The 17,603-nt window shown below is 60.3% G+C and carries 18 protein-coding genes; 5 read left to right on the forward strand and 13 right to left on the reverse strand.

The genetic code is table 11. The annotated features are described in order from the left end of the window. Window positions 1–32: 32 nt before the first annotated feature. The 3 genes from cysN to DBR00_RS08765 all read right to left on the reverse strand — a co-directional run bounded on the left by cysN (window position 33) and on the right by DBR00_RS08765 (window position 3,751). Window positions 33–1,931 (reverse strand): sulfate adenylyltransferase subunit CysN, encoded by a 1,899-nt coding sequence (gene cysN / locus DBR00_RS08755; RefSeq protein ID WP_108487942.1) that lies wholly within the window; start codon window positions 1,929–1,931, stop codon window positions 33–35. 1 nt (window position 1,932) lies between these two features. Then, on the reverse strand, window positions 1,933–2,850 hold the full coding sequence (gene cysD, locus DBR00_RS08760) for a sulfate adenylyltransferase subunit CysD (protein WP_108487941.1): 918 nt from the start codon (window positions 2,848–2,850) through the stop codon (window positions 1,933–1,935). A 142-nt stretch (window positions 2,851–2,992) separates the two neighbouring features. Next, complete coding sequence (locus DBR00_RS08765; protein ID WP_108487940.1) at window positions 2,993–3,751, reverse strand: Nif3-like dinuclear metal center hexameric protein; 759 nt, start codon at window positions 3,749–3,751, stop codon at window positions 2,993–2,995. A 111-nt stretch (window positions 3,752–3,862) separates the two neighbouring features. Between DBR00_RS08765 and algW the strand changes: the two genes are divergently transcribed. The 3 genes from algW (at window position 3,863) to DBR00_RS08780 (ending at window position 7,933) form a co-directional block, all read left to right on the forward strand. Then, entirely contained in the window at window positions 3,863–5,005 is a 1,143-nt protein-coding gene (gene algW, locus DBR00_RS08770) for a Do family serine endopeptidase AlgW (RefSeq protein WP_108487939.1), read from the forward strand. Window positions 5,006–5,179: 174 nt separating this feature from the next. Then, a complete protein-coding gene (locus DBR00_RS08775) occupies window positions 5,180–7,186 on the forward strand; it encodes a TonB-dependent siderophore receptor (RefSeq protein WP_371920639.1) in 2,007 nt (668 codons plus the stop codon). An 18-nt stretch (window positions 7,187–7,204) separates the two neighbouring features. After that, entirely contained in the window at window positions 7,205–7,933 is a 729-nt protein-coding gene (locus DBR00_RS08780; RefSeq protein WP_108488244.1) for a DUF4198 domain-containing protein, read from the forward strand. A 66-nt stretch (window positions 7,934–7,999) separates the two neighbouring features. Here DBR00_RS08780 and hisC read toward each other — a convergent pair whose 3' ends face one another. From hisC to DBR00_RS08830, 10 genes are all read right to left on the reverse strand, one after another. Beyond that, window positions 8,000–9,052, reverse strand: a complete 1,053-nt coding sequence (gene hisC, locus DBR00_RS08785) for a histidinol-phosphate transaminase (protein WP_108488243.1) — start codon at window positions 9,050–9,052, stop codon at window positions 8,000–8,002. Window positions 9,053–9,112: 60 nt separating this feature from the next. Then, a complete protein-coding gene (gene hisD / locus DBR00_RS08790) occupies window positions 9,113–10,423 on the reverse strand; it encodes a histidinol dehydrogenase (protein WP_108488242.1) in 1,311 nt (436 codons plus the stop codon). A gap of 121 nt (window positions 10,424–10,544) precedes the next feature. Continuing rightward, a complete protein-coding gene (gene hisG, locus DBR00_RS08795; protein ID WP_090255484.1) occupies window positions 10,545–11,180 on the reverse strand; it encodes an ATP phosphoribosyltransferase in 636 nt (211 codons plus the stop codon). A gap of 4 nt (window positions 11,181–11,184) precedes the next feature. Beyond that, window positions 11,185–12,450: a UDP-N-acetylglucosamine 1-carboxyvinyltransferase gene (gene murA, locus DBR00_RS08800; RefSeq protein WP_108488241.1), complete on the reverse strand. Its 1,266-nt coding sequence runs from the start codon at window positions 12,448–12,450 to the stop codon at window positions 11,185–11,187. A 12-nt stretch (window positions 12,451–12,462) separates the two neighbouring features. Next, the gene (locus DBR00_RS08805; protein WP_090255487.1) at window positions 12,463–12,702 is read right to left on the reverse strand and encodes a BolA family protein; all 240 of its coding nucleotides are present in this window, start codon (window positions 12,700–12,702) and stop codon (window positions 12,463–12,465) included. A gap of 121 nt (window positions 12,703–12,823) precedes the next feature. Further along, window positions 12,824–13,132: a lipid asymmetry maintenance protein MlaB gene (locus tag DBR00_RS08810; RefSeq protein WP_108488240.1), complete on the reverse strand. Its 309-nt coding sequence runs from the start codon at window positions 13,130–13,132 to the stop codon at window positions 12,824–12,826. Beyond that, window positions 13,129–13,761: a phospholipid-binding protein MlaC gene (locus tag DBR00_RS08815; protein ID WP_108488239.1), complete on the reverse strand. Its 633-nt coding sequence runs from the start codon at window positions 13,759–13,761 to the stop codon at window positions 13,129–13,131. The genes DBR00_RS08810 and DBR00_RS08815 overlap by 4 nt, the downstream gene beginning before the upstream one ends. A 12-nt stretch (window positions 13,762–13,773) precedes the next feature. Beyond that, complete coding sequence (gene mlaD / locus DBR00_RS08820) at window positions 13,774–14,247, reverse strand: outer membrane lipid asymmetry maintenance protein MlaD (RefSeq protein WP_108488238.1); 474 nt, start codon at window positions 14,245–14,247, stop codon at window positions 13,774–13,776. Then, on the reverse strand, window positions 14,247–15,044 hold the full coding sequence (mlaE, locus tag DBR00_RS08825) for a lipid asymmetry maintenance ABC transporter permease subunit MlaE (RefSeq protein ID WP_108488237.1): 798 nt from the start codon (window positions 15,042–15,044) through the stop codon (window positions 14,247–14,249). The genes mlaD and mlaE overlap by 1 nt, the downstream gene beginning before the upstream one ends. Continuing rightward, window positions 15,044–15,853, reverse strand: coding sequence for an ATP-binding cassette domain-containing protein (locus DBR00_RS08830; RefSeq protein ID WP_108488236.1), 810 nt, complete (start codon window positions 15,851–15,853; stop codon window positions 15,044–15,046). Before DBR00_RS08830 ends, mlaE begins: the two co-directional genes overlap by 1 nt. Window positions 15,854–16,085: 232 nt before the next feature. Here DBR00_RS08830 and DBR00_RS08835 point away from each other — a divergent pair, with 232 nt between their 5' ends. Together DBR00_RS08835 and kdsC are read left to right on the forward strand one after the other, a co-directional pair. Further along, window positions 16,086–17,060, forward strand: coding sequence for a KpsF/GutQ family sugar-phosphate isomerase (locus tag DBR00_RS08835; RefSeq protein WP_108488235.1), 975 nt, complete (start codon window positions 16,086–16,088; stop codon window positions 17,058–17,060). After that, window positions 17,060–17,599, forward strand: a complete 540-nt coding sequence (kdsC, locus tag DBR00_RS08840) for a 3-deoxy-manno-octulosonate-8-phosphatase KdsC (protein WP_108488234.1) — start codon at window positions 17,060–17,062, stop codon at window positions 17,597–17,599. Before DBR00_RS08835 ends, kdsC begins: the two co-directional genes overlap by 1 nt. Window positions 17,600–17,603: the final 4 nt, after the last annotated feature.

Here is a 17,603-nt window from a genome sequence, read left to right on the forward strand (position 1 = left end):
CACTAGGCGGGGCTTTTTATTGAGCGGTGGCTTTAGATCGCGCCGCGCTCGCGCAGCAGAGCCAATACTTGTTTAACAGCCTCATCCACCGACACTGACTGCGTATCGATCACCAGATCGGCATTCAGCGGAATGTCATATGGGAAGGACTCGCCCGGGATATTGTCGCCACCCGCCGCATACAGGCCTTGCGGGTCACGCTCGGCGCAGACCTGCGGCGACGCCTGCACATACACGGTCATCAGACGCTCAGCACCGATCAGCACCTTGGCCTGCTCGCGGCCTTCGGCATCCGGAGCCACGAAGGCGGCCAGGGTCAGCAAACCGGCTTCGTTGAACTGACGCGCCACGTGCGCGGCACGCCGCCAGTTCTCGGTGCGCCCAGCACGGTCCTGCGGCAGACCTTTGTTCAGGTCATGGCGCAGGTTCTGGCCATCGAGCACATAAACCGCACGGCCCATGTCGAACAGCTTGCGCTCTACGGCGTAGGCCAGGGTGCTCTTGCCGGCACCGGACAGGCCGCTGAACAGCACGGTGGCCGGTCGCTGGCCGAAGCGCGTGGCACGCTCTTCGGTGGACACATGGGCCAGCTTGCCGTGATGGCCACCCGCACCTGCTTCAACAGGTTCGGCGATAATCATGCCGGCACCCACGGTGCCGTTGGTCAGACGGTCAATGACGATAAACGAGCCGGTGGTGCGGTTGTGCGCGTAGCCATCCAGTGCAATCGGCGCGTCAAGGGCGATGCGCACCTGGCCGATTTCATTGAGTTGCAGGCTGCTCGCCGCGCCCTCTTCAAGGGTGTTCACATCCACCCGATGGGTGATGCTGGCAATCGAACCCGGCACATAGCTGGTGGCGCGTTTGATGTCGTATTTCTTGCCCGGCAGCAGCGGCTCTTCAGCCATCCACACCAGCATGGCGTCGAAACTGTCGACCACCTGCGGGCGGCTGTCGGCATGCACCAGCATGTCGCCGCGCGAGACGTCAATTTCGTCTTCCAGGGTGATGGTGATCGCCTGGCCCGGACCGGCCTGCTCCAGTTCACCTTCAAAGGTGACGATGGATTTGACCTTGCTGCCCTTGCCCGACGGAAGCGCAATGACTTCGTCACCTTTGCGCACGATACCGCTGGCCAGGGTGCCGGCGAAGCCACGGAAGTTCAGATTCGGACGGTTGACGTACTGCACCGGGAAACGCAGGTCAGTAAAGTTACGGTCACCGGCCACCTCCACGGTTTCCAGAATTTCCATCAGCGACTGACCGTCATACCAAGGCGACTGCTCGCTCTTGTTCACCACGTTATCGCCTTTGAGCGCCGACATCGGCACGAAATGCAGCGATGTGGGTTTGAGCGCAATACCTTCGGCGAACTTCAGGTAGTCGGCCTTGATCTGCTCGAAAACGCCTTGATCGAAGCCCTTGAGGTCCATCTTGTTGATGGCCACAACGATGTGCTTGATGCCCAGCAGGCTGGCGATAAAACTGTGGCGCTTGGTCTGGGTCTGCACACCGTAACGGGCGTCGATCAGGATGATCGCCAGGTCGCAGGTGGACGCACCGGTGGCCATGTTGCGGGTGTACTGCTCGTGGCCAGGGGTGTCGGCGATGATGAACTTGCGCTTGGCGGTGCTGAAATAGCGGTACGCCACATCGATGGTGATGCCTTGCTCACGCTCGGCCTGCAGGCCGTCGACCAACAACGCCAGGTCGATGTCGTCACCGGTGGTGCCGACTTTTTTCGAGTCTTTGCTGATGGCTTCCAGATGGTCTTCGTAGATCATCTTGGAGTCGTGCAGCAGGCGCCCGATCAGGGTGCTCTTGCCGTCGTCGACGTTGCCGCAGGTGAGGAAGCGCAGCAGTTCTTTACGCTCGTGCTGGGCCAGGTAAGCGAGGATGTCTTCGCTGATCAGATCGGATTGGTGCGACATATTAAAAGTACCCCTGACGTTTTTTCTCTTCCATCGAGCCGGCGGCATCGTGGTCAATAACGCGACCCTGGCGCTCGGAAGTACGGGTCAGGAGCATTTCCTGGATGATGTCAGTGAGGCTGGTGGCTGTGGACTCCACCGCGCCGGTCAGCGGGTAGCAGCCGAGGGTGCGGAAACGCACCATCTTCTTGGTGATGCGGGCTTTCTCTTCGTCCGAGAGGTGCTCGAGGATGCGCTCGTCGTCGATCATGATGAGGGTGCCATTCTTCTCGATCACTTCACGCTCGGCAGCGAAGTACAGCGGCACGATCGGGATTTGCTCCAGATAGATGTACTGCCAGATGTCCAGCTCGGTCCAGTTGGACAGCGGGAACACACGGATCGATTCACCCTTCTTGACCTTACCGTTGTACACGTTCCACAGTTCAGGGCGCTGGTTCTTCGGGTCCCAGCGGTGCTTGCTGTCGCGGAAGGAATACACACGCTCTTTAGCGCGGGACTTTTCTTCGTCACGGCGCGCGCCACCGAAGGCGGCGTCAAAGCCGTACTTGTTAAGCGCCTGCTTGAGACCCTCGGTCTTCATCACGTCGGTGTGCTTGGCACTGCCGTAGGTGAAGGGGTTCATGTCCTGCGCCACACCATCGGGGTTGATGTGGGTGATCAGATCCAGACCATACTCGTTGACCATCTTCTCGCGGAAGCGATACATCTCTTGAAACTTCCAGCGTGTGTCGACGTGCAACACCGGGAACGGCAGTTTGCCGGGGAAGAATGCCTTGCGGGCCAAGTGCAGCATCACGGCGGAGTCTTTGCCGATGGAGTAGAGCATCACCGGGTTATCGAATTCGGCGGCCACTTCACGAATGATGTGGATACTTTCCGCCTCCAGCTGTTTCAGGTGGGTCAGTTTATCGAGCATGGCTACTCACGAAATGCGATATATTTGGGCCGGCGGGCCGTGGACGAGGGCGCACTCTAGCACAGCACCCTCTTCTATTCAGGAGCCCGGTTAGATCGAAACGATCTAGCTTTATACCTACAGGAAAGGCCGCAATTGCGCCTCAGATTGGGTTGGGGCAATCGATAAAAAGATGCTCAATGGCAAAGCGCCGCGCCAGATAATCACCCAGCGTCTGCACCCCATAACGCTCGGTGGCGTGATGGCCGGCGGCGATAAAGCTGATGCCGTTTTCCCGGGCGCTGTGGAAAGTCTGTTCAGAGGCTTCACCGGTCAGGTACAGATCAACCCCAGCGGCAATCGCCTGATCGATATAACCCTGACCACCGCCCGTGCACCAACCGACTCGACGAATCATTTCATCGCCCTCAACCAGCAGCGGCTCACGGCCCAGCACCTGATGCACATGGCGGGCGAAATCGCGCGGACTCATGGCCTCAGCCAGGGAGCCGATCAGGCCGACGGTGCGTGGATTTTCCGGCTCCAGCGGGCCTTCCACGGTAATACCGAGCTGCGCGGCCAGCTGCACGTTGTTGCCCACGTCGGGGTGCACATCCAGCGGCAGGTGATAGGCCAGCAGGCTGATGTCGTTGGCCAGCAGGGTCTGTAGGCGGCGGCGCTTCATTCCGGTGACACAGGGGTTTTCGCCCTTCCAGAAATAGCCGTGGTGCACCAAAAGCACATCAGCTTCGGCCTCGACGGCCGCATCGACCAGCGCCTGGCTGGCGGTCACGCCACTGACGATGCGCCGTACCTGCGGCCGGCCCTCGACCTGCAGGCCATTGGGGCAGTAATCACTGATTCGCGCCGCATTGAGGTAGCGGTCGGCTTCTTCCACTAGGGTCGCCAGGGCAATGGCCATAGGGTTTCCTTATCAACAGGTGTGCGGGCGCTGCTTTATTCGCAGCCACCTCTCTATAATGGCGCACCTTAAGGGGCGCACCTGCCCCCGGCAACCCTCAGGATTGGATCGATGTTCAAGGCCCTGCGTTTCCTCGGCTGGCCCCTGCTGGTCGGTGTGCTGTCGGCACTGCTGATCATGCAGTATTTCCCCCAGTGGGTCGGTTTGCCGGGGCAGGACGTGCACGTGCGCCAGGCACCGTTCTACAGCCGCATGCAGGAAGGCCCGGTGTCCTACGCCGACGCGGTAAACCTGGCCTCACCGGCCGTCGCTAACCTGTACACCACCAAGTTCGTCAACAAGCCGGCGCATCCACTGTTCGAGGACCCGCAGTTCCGCAAGTTCTTCGGTGACAACCTGCCCAAGCAACGGCGCATGGAGTCGAGCCTGGGCTCGGCAGTAATCATGAGCCCGGAAGGCTACCTGCTGACCAACAATCATGTGGTCGCGGGTGCTGATCAGATCGTCGTGGCCCTGAAAGATGGGCGTGAAACCCTGGCTCGCATCATTGGCAGCGACCCGGAGACTGATCTCGCGGTGCTGAAAATCGATCTGCAGGATCTGCCGTTTATCATCCTCGGGCGCTCCGACAATATCCGCATCGGCGACGTGACCCTGGCCATCGGCAACCCCTTCGGCGTCGGCCAGACCGTGACCATGGGCATCATCAGCGCCACCGGGCGCAACCAGCTGGGCCTCAACACCTACGAAGATTTCATCCAGACCGACGCGGCGATCAACCCTGGCAACTCCGGCGGCGCACTGGTGGATGCCTACGGCAACCTGGTAGGCATCAACACCGCGATTTTCTCCAAGTCCGGCGGATCACAAGGCATCGGCTTTGCCATCCCGGTAAAACTGGCGATGGAAGTGATGCAGGCAATCATCGAACACGGCCAGGTGATTCGCGGCTGGCTGGGGATCGAGGTGCAACCGTTGACGCCGGAACTGGCGGAATCCTTTGGGCTGGACGGACGACCCGGTATCGTTGTGGCCGGCATCTACCGTAATGGCCCGGCGCAGAAAGCCGGCCTACAGCCCGGCGACCTGATCCTCAGCATCGACGGTGAAGCCGCTGGTGATGGCCGCCGCTCGATGAACCAGGTAGCCCGCGCCAAACCCGGCGAGAAGATCCGCATCGACATCCTGCGCAACGGCAAACCGCTGCAACTGACCGCAGAAATCGGCGTTAGGCCGCCCGTCAACGGCAGCTAATTCTCACTCTTTTTCAATTTGCACAACGCAATCGATAATTCCTCTCAACTTTAATGTTATGTTATTACATTAAATACAGTAGAAGGATATTACCTCTTGCGCGCCGCCCACGCTTTGCTTGCCTGCCTGATCACCCCCAGCGCTTTTGCCGCAGCAGCAGAAAACCCCGTCGAGCTGTCCGCCACCACCGTCACCGCACGCCAGGAACGGGCGGATGGCCCTGTACAGGGTTATCGCGCCACCCGTTCGGCCAGTGCGACTCGCACTGATACGCCGATTGAGCAGATCGCGCAAAGCATCAGCGTGGTGCCGTCACAGGTGCTCGATGACCTGGGCACCCCGCGCATCGACCGCGCCCTGGATTTTGCTGGCGGAGTATCCAGGCAAAACAATTTCGGCGGCCTGACCTTCCTCAATTACAGCGTGCGCGGTTTCACCACTGGTGAGCTGTACAAGAACGGCTTCGCCATCAACCGCGGCAGCTACAGCTCGCCGGACGCCTCCGGTATCGAACGTATTGAGGTGCTCAAAGGCCCGGCCGCCAGCCTGTATGGCCGTGGCGACCCAGGCGGCATGATCAATATCGTCAGCAAGAAGCCGCAGGCCGAGGCTTTCAGCCAACTCAAGGCCAGCGCCGGGAGTTGGGACCGCTACCGCAGCAGCCTGGACGTCAACACCCCGCTGAATGACGACGCTACCCTGCTGTCACGGGTCAACCTGGCGATCGAGGACAACCAGAGCTTTCGCGACCATGTCGGCAGTGAACGGCAGATCGTCAGCCCGTCGCTGAGCTGGCAGCTGGATGCCGACACCCTGCTACTGGTCGAGAGCGAGTTCAGCCGTACCGAATCGGTGTTCGACCGTGGCATACCGGCGGTGAACAACCGCATGGGCGCGGTGAAAGATTCCACGTTTATGGGCGAGCCGAACGACGGCACCATCCGCAACGACAACCAGATGCTGCAGGTCAGCCTGGAGCGCCACCTCAATGACAGCTGGAAGCTACGCCTGGCCAACCACTACGCCCAGGGTCGCCTGCAGGGCAACAGCTCCGAGCCGTCACGCCTGGTTGGCGACACCCTGACGCGCTTCTATCGCCAGCGCAGCTTCGAATGGAACGACAGCATCACCCAGGCCGAACTGCACGGCAGCTTCGACCTCGGCAGCTGGCAGCACCAGACCCTCGCTGGCCTGGAGTACGAGAACTACCGCAACAGCCAGAAGTACCCGCAAAGCGCGACCACCCTGGGCTACGGCCAGAACATCCACCAACCGCAGTACGGCCAGACCAAGCCCGCCATCGTCAATCCCAACGACTTCTTCGAGCATACCGAGAGCTATGCCCTCAACCTGCAGGATCAGATCAGTTTCAGCGAACGCCTGAGTGGCCTGATCGGCGCACGCTTCGAGCGCTTCGAGCAGACCGCACTGAACCGCAGCACGCGGGTCAGCAATGAGCAGAACAAGGATGTCGCCACCGCGCGCGCAGGGCTGCTCTATCAACTGACGCCGCAGATCGGGGTGTTCGCCAACGCCTCCACCTCGTTCAAGCCCAACAGCATCAGCAGCCAGGGCACGGTGTTCAAACCGGAGAAGGGCCTGGGCTATGAAACTGGGCTGAAGCTCGACCTGCTCGACAGCCGCCTGGGCGCGACACTCGCGTTGTTTCATATCGACAAGGAAAACGTGCTGACCGCCGACCCGGCCAATCCCGGCAACAGCATCGCCGCTGGCAAGGCGCGCAGCCAGGGTCTGGACATGCAGTTCAGCGGCCAGCTCAGCGATGCCGTGCGCATCATCGGCGCCTACGCCTTTATCGATGCTGAAGTGACCGAAGACAACAGCCTGCCGGTCGGCAGCCAGCTGCTCGGCGTCGCCCGCCACAGTGGCAGCCTGATGACGGTCTATCAGTTTCAGGAAGGTGGCCTGCGCGGCTCGGACATCGGTGCCGCCTTCCACTATGTAGGGGATCGCTCGGGGCAAGCCGGCAGCGACTTCGAATTACCGGCCTACAACACCGTCGACCTGCTCGCGCGCTATCAGGCCAGCGAGGACCTAAGCGTCGGTCTGAACCTCAACAACCTGTTCGACCGCGAGTACTACGAACGCGCGTTCAACAGCGCCTGGGTCATGCCCGGTGACCCACGCAACCTCAGCCTCAGCCTGACCCTCAATCTCTAACCCGCAAGGAACACCCGTATGCGCACTGCCAAACCCGCCCTGCTCACTGTGTTATTCGCCGCCCTGCTTGCCGGGCAAGCTCAGGCCCACGGTTTGTGGACCGAACAACGCCGCGGCCATATCGAAACCATCTACGGCCACGGTGCCGAGGACAACGCCTTCAAGGCCGAGAAGATCAGCGGCGCTTGGGCCTATGACCGCGCCGGCAAGATGATCCCGGTCACCGTTCAGCGTCTTGAGGATCACGCCCGCCTGCAACCGCTGAAAACCCCGGCGGTGCTCGGCGTAGCCCTGGATAACGGCGCCTGGTCACTGACCCCGGACAAGCAGTGGATCAATCAGGGCCGCAGCAAAGTGCCGAACTCGACCGAGTCGCTGCACACGTTCAAGTACAGCCTGGCGATTTACCAGGAAGGCGCCACGTTGCCGAAGCTGGATCAATTGAAGATGGTTATCCTGCCGGAAGTCGACCCACTCAAGGTCGGCCCCGGCAAGCTGCTGGCGGTGCGGGTGCTGGTGGATGGCCAGCCAGCTGCGGGGGTCGAGCTGGTCGGTGACTACCGTGGTGCGCCGCACCAGGTCAGCGCCACCACCGATGCCGACGGCCGCGCCCAGGTACTGGTACGCAACGAAGGGCTGAATATCATCAGCGCATCCATCGACCTACCCGTCAAAGGCGACAAGGATATCGAGACGCGCGGCCTGTTTACCTCGCTGACCTTCCTCGGCCAGGCGCACCACGAATAACCCATACTGAAAAGTCACAGGCAATAAAAAGCCGGAGCACTGCTCCGGCTTTTTTATGGCACCGAATTACAGACCTTGCAGGGCATCCAGCAGCGCCTGGTTCTGCTCCAGCGTGCCGATGGTGATGCGCAGGAACTGGGCAATCCGCTGTTGCTTGAAGTGACGCACGATCACGCCCTGCTCGCGCAGGCCGGCCGCCAGGGTGGCCGCATCTTTGCCCGGATGACGGGCGAACACGAAGTTCGCCGCCGACGGCAGCACCTCAAAGCCCAGCTGCTCCAGCCCTGCCACCACCGCCTCACGGCTGTCGATCACCCGCTGGCAGGTTTGCTTGAAGTACGCCTTGTCCTCAAATGCCGCCGCCGCGCCGGCAATCGCCATACGGTCCAGCGGGTAGGAGTTGAAGCTGTTCTTGATGCGTTCCAAGGCTTCGATCAGGTCAGGATGACCGACCGCGATACCGACCCGCAACCCGGCCAGCGAGCGCGACTTGGATAACGTCTGGCTAACCAGCAGGTTGGGGTATTTATCCACCAGACTGATCGCCGTCTCGCCGCCAAAATCGATATAGGCCTCGTCTACCAGCAGCACGGTATCCGGGTTGGCCTGGAGCATGCGCTCGATGGCATCCAGCGCCAGAGGACAGCCGGTCGGTGCGTTCGGGTTGGGGAAAATAATGCCGCCGTTGGGCCGCGCATAATCTTCCACACGAATCTGGAATTGTTCGTCCAGCGGCACCTGCACGAAGTCGATGCCATACAGGCCGCAATACACCGGATAGAAGCTGTAGCTGATATCCGGAAACAGCAGCGGTTGGCCGTGCTGGAACAGGCCGTGAAAAGCGTGCGCCAGCACCTCGTCGGAACCATTGCCGACAAACACCTGAGCCGTCTGCACACCGTAATAATCGGCCACTGCCTGCTTCAGGCGATCGCTATTGGGGTCCGGGTACAGGCGCAGGTTGTCGTTAAGCTCAGCCTGCATGGCGGCGATCGCCTTGGGCGACGGGCCATAGGGATTTTCATTGGTGTTGAGCTTGACCAGCTTGGCCAGTTTCGGCTGCTCACCCGGCACATAAGGCACCAGGTCTTTGACGAAGGGGCTCCAGAATTTGCTCATCTGCCCTTCTCTCCTCGAATTCGATTCTGGGGTGAGGCGCGCGCGGCGCGCCCTGAAAACTCAGTTCTTGATGCGGTATTCAGCGCTGCGGGCATGGGCGGTCAGCGACTCGCCACGGGCCAGCACGCTGGCGACCTTACCCAACTCCGACGCACCCTCGGCCGAACAATGAATGATCGACGAGCGCTTCTGGAAGTCATACACCCCCAGCGGCGAGGAATAGCGCGCTGTGCCAGAGGTCGGCAGCACATGGTTAGGGCCGGCGCAGTAGTCACCCAGGGCCTCGGCGGTGTAGCGGCCCATAAAGATCGCACCGGCGTGACGAATCAGCGGCAGGTACTCGTCGGGGTTCGCCACCGACAACTCCAGGTGCTCCGGCGCAATACGGTTGGCCACCTCAATGGCCTGGGCCATGTCGGCCACCTGAATCAGTGCGCCACGGCCTTCCAGTGAAGTGCGCGCAATGGTTTCACGCTCCAGAGTCGGCAGCAATCTGGCGATGCTTTCGGCGACGCGATCAAGGAAGGCGGCATCTGGGCTCACCAGAATCGACTGCGCGTCTTCATCGTGTTCGGCCTGGGAAAACAGGTCCATGGCGATCCAGTCTGGATCGGTCTGGCCGTCACACACCACGAGAATTTCCGACGGTCCGGCGATCATGTCGATACCGACCTTGCCGAACACGTGGCGCTTGGCGGTGGCGACATAGATATTGCCCGGGCCGACGACCTTGTCCACCGGTGGCACGCTTTCGGTGCCATAGGCCAAGGCGGCCACGGCTTGCGCACCGCCGATGGTGAACACGCGATCAACGCCGGCAATACAGGCGGCAGCCAGAACGATCTCATTGATCTCGCCACGCGGGGTCGGCACCACCATCACCACTTCCGGCACGCCGGCGACCTTGGCCGGAATGGCGTTCATCAACACCGAAGACGGGTAGGAGGCTTTGCCGCCCGGCACATACAGGCCGGCGCGGTCCAGCGGGGTGACTTTCTGCCCCAGCACCGTGCCGTCGGCCTCGGTGTAGGTCCAAGAGTCCTGACGCTGGCGCTCGTGGTACAGGCGCACGCGCTCGGCGGCCTTTTCCAGGGCGCTGCGCTGCTCGGCGGTGATGCGGGTCAGGGCCAGCTCCAGGCGCTCGCGCGGCAGGATGAGATCGGCCATCGAGGCGACATCCAGCCCATCGAACTGCTTGGTGAACTCGACCAGCGCCGCATCGCCACGCTCACGCACGGCTTTAATGATGTCCAGCACGCGCTGGTTGACCGCGTCGTCCGAGACACTTTCCCAGCTCAGCAGATGATCCAGATGCTGGGCAAAGTCCTGGTCAGCAGCATTGAGTCGGCGAATAGCGATAGGAGCGGTCATAGCGGGCCTCTTAGATTGGCAAATGCTCAAGCGCCCGTAGAGTAACAACCACTCCGCGCGGGCACCTGAGAATTTTGGCTATAACGCGGATAGGCTAGGCCGCACAGGACGGCCATCAGACTCAGCGTGGATGTCGCGCTTCAACCGCATCGCGCAGGGTGTCGATCAACGCCTGAATGCGCGCGTGCTGCATCTTCATCGACGCCTTGTTGACAATCAGCCGCGAGCTGATCATGGCGATCAACTCCTGAGCTTCCAGACCATTGGCGCGCAGGGTGTTGCCGGTGTCGACCACGTCAATGATCTTGTCGGCCAGCCCCACCAGCGGTGCCAACTCCATCGAACCATACAGCTTGATGATGTCGACCTGGCGGCCCTGCTCGGCGTAATACCGTTTGGCCACATTGACGAACTTGGTGGCTACCCGCAGACGGCCTTTCGGCTCGGGCGCGCCAACAGCACCGGCGGTCATCAGCTTGCATTGGGCAATCCGCAGGTCCAGCGGCTCGTACAGACCCTGGCCACCGTATTCCATCAGCACGTCCTTGCCAGCCACACCGAGATCGGCCGCACCGTGTTCAACATAGGTCGGCACATCGGTGGCACGCACGATCAGCAGGCGTACATCATCCAGGGTGGTGGGGATGATCAGCTTGCGACTTTTATCCGGATTCTCGGTCGGTTCAATGCCCGCCGCGGCCAGCAGCGGCAGGGTGTCATCGAGAATCCGGCCTTTGGAAAGAGCAATGGTCAGCATGGTCTTAGCCCGGCACGCGGCGAATCTTCGCCCCCAGCAGCTGCAGCTTCTCTTCGATGCACTCGTAACCACGGTCAATGTGGTAGATGCGGTCGATCAGGGTGTCACCTTCGGCGACCAGCGCCGAAATCACCAGGCTGGCGGATGCACGCAGGTCGGTGGCCATTACAGGCGCGCCCTTGAGGGGTTCAACGCCAGTGACGATGGCGGTGTTGCCTTCAACCTGGATCTGCGCCCCCATGCGGATCATTTCATGCACGTGCATAAAGCGGTTTTCAAATACGGTTTCAATCACCGTGCCGGTGCCCTCAGCAATCGCATTGAGGGCGATAAACTGTGCCTGCATGTCGGTGGGGAACGCCGGGTACGGAGCGGTGCGCAGGTTGACGGCTTTCGGCCGTTTGCCGTGCATGTTCAGCTCGATCCAGTCGTTGCCACAGGTAATTTCCGCCCCGGCTTCCTGCAGCTTGGACAGCACTGCTTCCAGGGTAGTCGGATCGGTGTCCTTGACCTTGACCCGACCACCGGTCGCCGCTGCCGCCACCAGGTAGGTGCCGGTTTCGATACGGTCAGGCATCACGCTGAAACGGGCACCGTGCAGGCGCTCAACGCCATCGATAGTGATGGTATCCGTGCCGGCACCGCTGATTTTCGCGCCCATAGCAATCAGGCAGTTGGCCAGGTCAACCACTTCCGGCTCGCGAGCGGCGTTTTCCAGCACGCTGCGGCCCTTGGCCAGGCTCGCGGCCATCATGATGTTTTCGGTACCGGTCACGCTGACGGTATCAAAGAAGAAGTGCGCACCACGCAGGCCACCTTCTGGGGCCCTGGCCTTGATGTAGCCGGCTTCGACATCAATGATCGCGCCCATGGCCTCCAGGCCACGGATGTGCAGATCGACCGGACGCGAGCCAATGGCGCAACCACCCGGCAGGGCCACTTCGGCATAACCGAAGCGCGCCACCATCGGGCCGAGCACCAGGATCGAGGCGCGCATGGTTTTCACCAGCTCATAGGGTGCAACCAGGGTCTTGATCGCCCGCGCGTCAACTTCGACGCTGAGCTTCTCGTCGATGATCGGCTCGATCCCCATACGACCGAACAGTTCGATCATGGTGGTGATGTCATGCAGGTGCGGCAGATTGCAGATGGTGACCGGCGCGTCACCGAGCAGGGTGGCGGCGAGAATCGGCAGGGCAGAGTTCTTTGCCCCGGAAATGCGGATTTCGCCATCGAGGCGCACACCGCCGGTAATAATCAGTTTGTCCATGATTCTCTCGGTTTAGGAGCGCGCGGCCCAATCGGCACGGCTGAAGAATTTCATACTCACGGCGTGGATGCTGCCATCAGCGATCCAAGCGTTGAGGTGAGCGTAAATCTGTTGCTGGCGCTTGACCGGGCTGAGGGCCGCCAGCTCGTCACTGATCAGGTTCAGCTGAAAGTTGCAGCCTTCGCCTTCGACTTCCACTTGGGTATCCGGCAATTTAGCCTCAAGGAGACTCTTTACTTCTAAGGCTTGCATGCTCAACCTCGATCAATGCATGAATTAACGATTGCCGAGCTGACGCTCGCGGGTCGAGCATCATACAAAAAAGCCCCCCGCCTGCGAACCCCGCATTATCAGCCGCCGACCGAAGCCGTGATCAGGCTTGCAGCGGAAGAATTTCCAGCAAACCGCAGACACTGGCGATTTCGCGCATATCGTTGGGCAGGTTACGCACGCTCAGCGTCTTGCTGTGGGCACTGGCGTCACGCATAAAAGCCAACAGCAGCGACACACCGACGCTGCTGGATTTTTCCACACCGCTGCAATCGATCACGCAGTCAGCGGCCTGACTGGCCTTGAGCAGCCTTCCGCCCTGCTCGCGTAAGGCTGGAGCACTCAGGTAATCCAGCACGCCAACCAGTTGCAGAACTCCGGGCGCAGCCTCAGTGATATTCGCCTGACTCACGAGGCATTGGCCCCTTGCCGCGCCTTGGCAACAGTCTCGGCCCAGTTGTCGATCACCTTGTCCAAGTCATTACGATTGTCCTGCATGGCCTGGGCAAACTGATCGCGGAACAACTTACCGACGTTGATGCCATTGATGACCACGTTGCGCATTTTCCAGGCACCGTCCTGACTGACCATGGTGTAGGACAGCGGATACACCGTGCCATTACCGTCCTTGATTTCCATGTTGACCGAGGTGCGCTCAGGATCCTGCTGACCACTCACCGGCAGTACGCGGATATCCTGATTGTTGTATTCGAGCAGGGCGTTGCCATAGAACTGCATCAGGCTGCGCTTGAAGTTTTCCTGAAAGCGCTGCATCTGCTCGGGCGATGCCTGACGCGAATAGCGCACGGTCATCACCCCGCGAGAAATCCCATCCACATCCACAACCGGACCGAGAATGCTGTCCAGTGCGTTGTAGAACGCCCCTGGATCCGTACGGTAACGCTCTTTATTGGCTTTAAGGTCAGCCAACAGGGTGCTGGTGGTCTGCTGCACCACCTCATGGGCTGCCGGCGCCGCCTGCAACGAGCAGGACAGTAAAGCCAGGGTAACCAGCAAGCCGTTTCGCAGTGTTCTGAGCATCTTCAATACCTCTTACTTGTTGGCCTGGTCTTTATTGACCGAATTGAGCAGGAACTTGCCAATCAGGTCTTCCAGCACCAGCGATGACTGCGTGTCGTGGATGGTGCTGCCTTCACGCAGCACCTCCTCTTCACCACCCACACTAATTCCGATGTATTTCTCACCCAGCAGACCGGCGGTGAGAATCGAGGCGGTGGAATCTGCCGGCAGATTGTCCACCGCATCATCCAACTGCATGGTGACGCGCCCCATGTAGCTGTTACGGTCCAGATCAATGGCCGTAACCTTGCCAATCGTGACGCCCGCCATGGTCACCTTGGACCTCACAGTCAGACCGGCAATGTTGTCAAAGTGCGCATAGACCTTATACGTATTATCGCTGCTGCCCACCGCCAGGCCGCTGACGCGCAAGGCCAGTAGCAACAAGGCCAACAACCCGGCCAACAGGAACAAGCCGACACCCACTTCCAGCGCGCGGTTCTGCATCAAAAATCTCCAAACATCAAAGCGGTCAGAATGAAGTCCAGCCCCAATACGGCGAGCGAGGCGTACACCACCGTCTTGGTGGTGGCACGACTAATCCCTTCCGAAGTCGGCTCACAGTCATACCCTTGGAACACGGCGATCCAGGTCACGACAAACGCGAAAACCATGCTCTTGATCACACCATTGAGCACATCTTCACGAAACGAAACACTGCTCTGCATATTGGCCCAGAACGAGCCCTCATAGACCCCGAGCCAGTCGACGGCGACCATTGCCCCACCCCAGATGCCGACCACGCTGAAGATCATCGCCAGCAGCGGCATTGAGATAAACCCCGCCCACAGACGCGGAGCGACAATGTATTTGAGCGGATCCACGCCGATCATCGCCAGACTGGACAACTGCTCGGTGGATTTCATGTTGCCAATTTCCGCTGTCAGCGCCGAGCCGGCACGACCAGCGAACAGCAATGCGGTCACCACCGGCCCCAGCTCACGCAGCAACGTCAAGGCAACCATCTGCCCCACCGCCTGCTCAGAACCATACTTGGCCAAAATGCTGAACCCCTGCAGCGACAGCACCATGCCGATAAAGATGCCCGATACGACAATAATGGCCAGGGACATCACCCCAACCGAATACAGCTGTTTGATCAGCAACTGAAAACTGTTGCCCGTAGCACCACGCCCCAGCAAGGCGCGCAGCAGGAAAATCCCCGAGCGGCCCAATGTAGCGACCACGTCGATACCAGCGCGACCGAACAGGCGCACCCGCTCGAGCACAGACGTCTTGCGCATCAGCGCCCCCCCAGCAGGTCGTCGCGGTAATTGGCCGCAGGAAAATGAAAGGGCACCGGCCCATCTGGCGTGCCTTGCATGAACTGGCGCACGCGCGGGTTATCCGAAGCCATCAGTTCAGCCGGCGTGCCCTGCCCCAACACCTGGGTATCCCCCACTACATAGATGTAGTCAGCGATGCTGGCGGTTTCTGCCAGATCATGGGACACCACGATACTGGTGATGCCCAGTGCATCATTGAGCAGGCGAATAAGACGCACCAACACGCCCATGGCAATCGGGTCCTGGCCGACGAACGGTTCGTCATACATGAGTATTTGCGGATCAAGAGCAATAGCCCGTGCCAGCGCCACACGACGCTTCATGCCACCCGACAGCTCGTCAGGCATCAAGTCCAGCGCACCACGCAGACCCACCGCCTGCAATTTCATCAGCACGATGTCGCGAATCATCTCTTCCGGCAGCTGGGTATGCACCCGCAGCGGAAAGGCGACGTTCTCGAAGACATCCAGATCAGTAAACAGCGCACCACTCTGAAACAGCACACCCATCTGCTTGCGCATGTCAAACAGCTCGCTACGCGACAAGCCCGGTAAATTCACACCATTGACCCAGACCTCGCCCTCACTGGGCTTGAGCTCAGCAGCGATCAGGCGCAACAAGGTGGTCTTGCCGCAGCCAGACGGCCCCATAATGCCGGTCACTTTGCCGCGCGGGATCTGAATATCGACACTTTTGAAAATATCCCGCTCGCCGCGCTTGAAGCTCACACGCTTCAGCTCAACTGCGTACGGACTCTCGGCGCTCATCTGGACTCCTTGCTCAACGCGTGCCTGACTGACGTACCGCCCTGAACAAAGGACACTACTGATCGTCGAACGTACCGAAAATGGGGCGCGAACTATACCACCAGGGTCAACGCCACCCAAGATTGAACTTGTTGCGGAAGATAAGCGCCTCACAGCCCTGCAACGGTAAAGACTGGGCAGACGCCCCTTTACCGTTATAATCGGCAGCTTTACTCCCAGCCCCAGAGATTCAATGAGCCAGCCAACCGAACTGATTCAGTCCGCGCAGCGCACTATCCGCTTGGAAATTGAGGCGATACAGGACCTGCTGCAGCGCATCAACGGTGACTTCGTACGCGCCTGCCAACTGATTCTTGGCAGCAAGGGCCGCGTAGTCGTGGTCGGGATGGGTAAGTCCGGTCATGTGGGCAACAAGATTGCAGCCACCCTGGCCAGCACAGGCACCACGGCTTTTTTCGTACATCCCGCCGAGGCGAGCCACGGCGACATGGGTATGATTACCCGCGACGACGTGGTACTGGCCCTCTCCAACTCCGGCTCCACAGCCGAAATCGTCACCCTGCTGCCACTGATCAAACGCCTGGGCATCACCCTGATCAGCATGACAGGCAATCCCGACTCCCCTTTGGCCAAGGCTGCCGAAGTCAATCTGGACGCCCGCGTCACTCAGGAAGCCTGCCCACTGAATCTGGCCCCGACGTCCTCCACAACAGCCTCGCTGGTTCTTGGCGACGCATTGGCCATCGCCCTTCTGGAGGCGCGCGGCTTCACTGCCGAAGATTTCGCATTCTCCCACCCAGGTGGCGCCCTGGGCCGCCGCCTACTGCTCAAGGTAGAAAACGTGATGCACACCGGCAACAACCTGCCCCAGGTTAGCCGTGGCACCTCACTGCGTGACGCACTATTGGAAATGACCCAGAAAGGCCTGGGCATGACCGTAGTAACCGAGGCTGATGGCCGCCTGGCAGGCGTTTTCACCGACGGCGATCTACGCCGCACCCTGGATCGCAGCATTGATGTACGCCAGGCGACCATTGACGAGGTCATGACCCGTCACGGCAAGACTGCTCGGGCGCACATGCTGGCAGCAGAAGCCCTGAAAATCATGGAAGACCACAAAATCAACGCCCTGGTCGTGGTGGATGAGCAGGATCAGCCAATTGGCGCGCTCAACATGCACGATTTGCTACGCGCTGGAGTGATGTAATGAGCACTGACGTGATAAATACCGAACTGACGCAGCGCGCCCAGACGATCAAACTGGCAGTCTTTGATGTCGACGGCGTACTGACTGACGGCAAACTGTACTTCCTGGTGGACGGCAGCGAATTCAAGACTTTCAACACCCTCGACGGCCACGGCATCAAGATGCTGATCAACTCCGGCGTCCGCACCGCCATCATCAGCGGTCGCAAGACCCCTGTGGTTGAGCGCCGCGCACAAAACCTCGGGATTCAACACCTTTACCAGGGCCGCGAAGACAAACTGGTGGTGCTGGATGAACTGCTCAGCGAACTGGACCTGACCTATGACCAGGTCGCCTACCTGGGTGACGACCTGCCGGATCTCCCCGTTATGCGCCGTGTCGGCCTGGGAATGGCCGTTGCCAGCGCTAATGGTTTTGTCCGCCAACACGCCCATGGCATCACCCAAGCCCGCGGCGGTGAAGGGGCCGCACGCGAGTTCTGCGAACTGATCATGCGCGCCCAAGGCACCCTTGAAGCCGCTCAAGCCGCTTATCTATAGGCCA

Source organism: Pseudomonas sp. HMWF032, from assembly GCF_003060885.1.
Taxonomy (GTDB): Bacteria; Pseudomonadota; Gammaproteobacteria; order Pseudomonadales; family Pseudomonadaceae; genus Aquipseudomonas.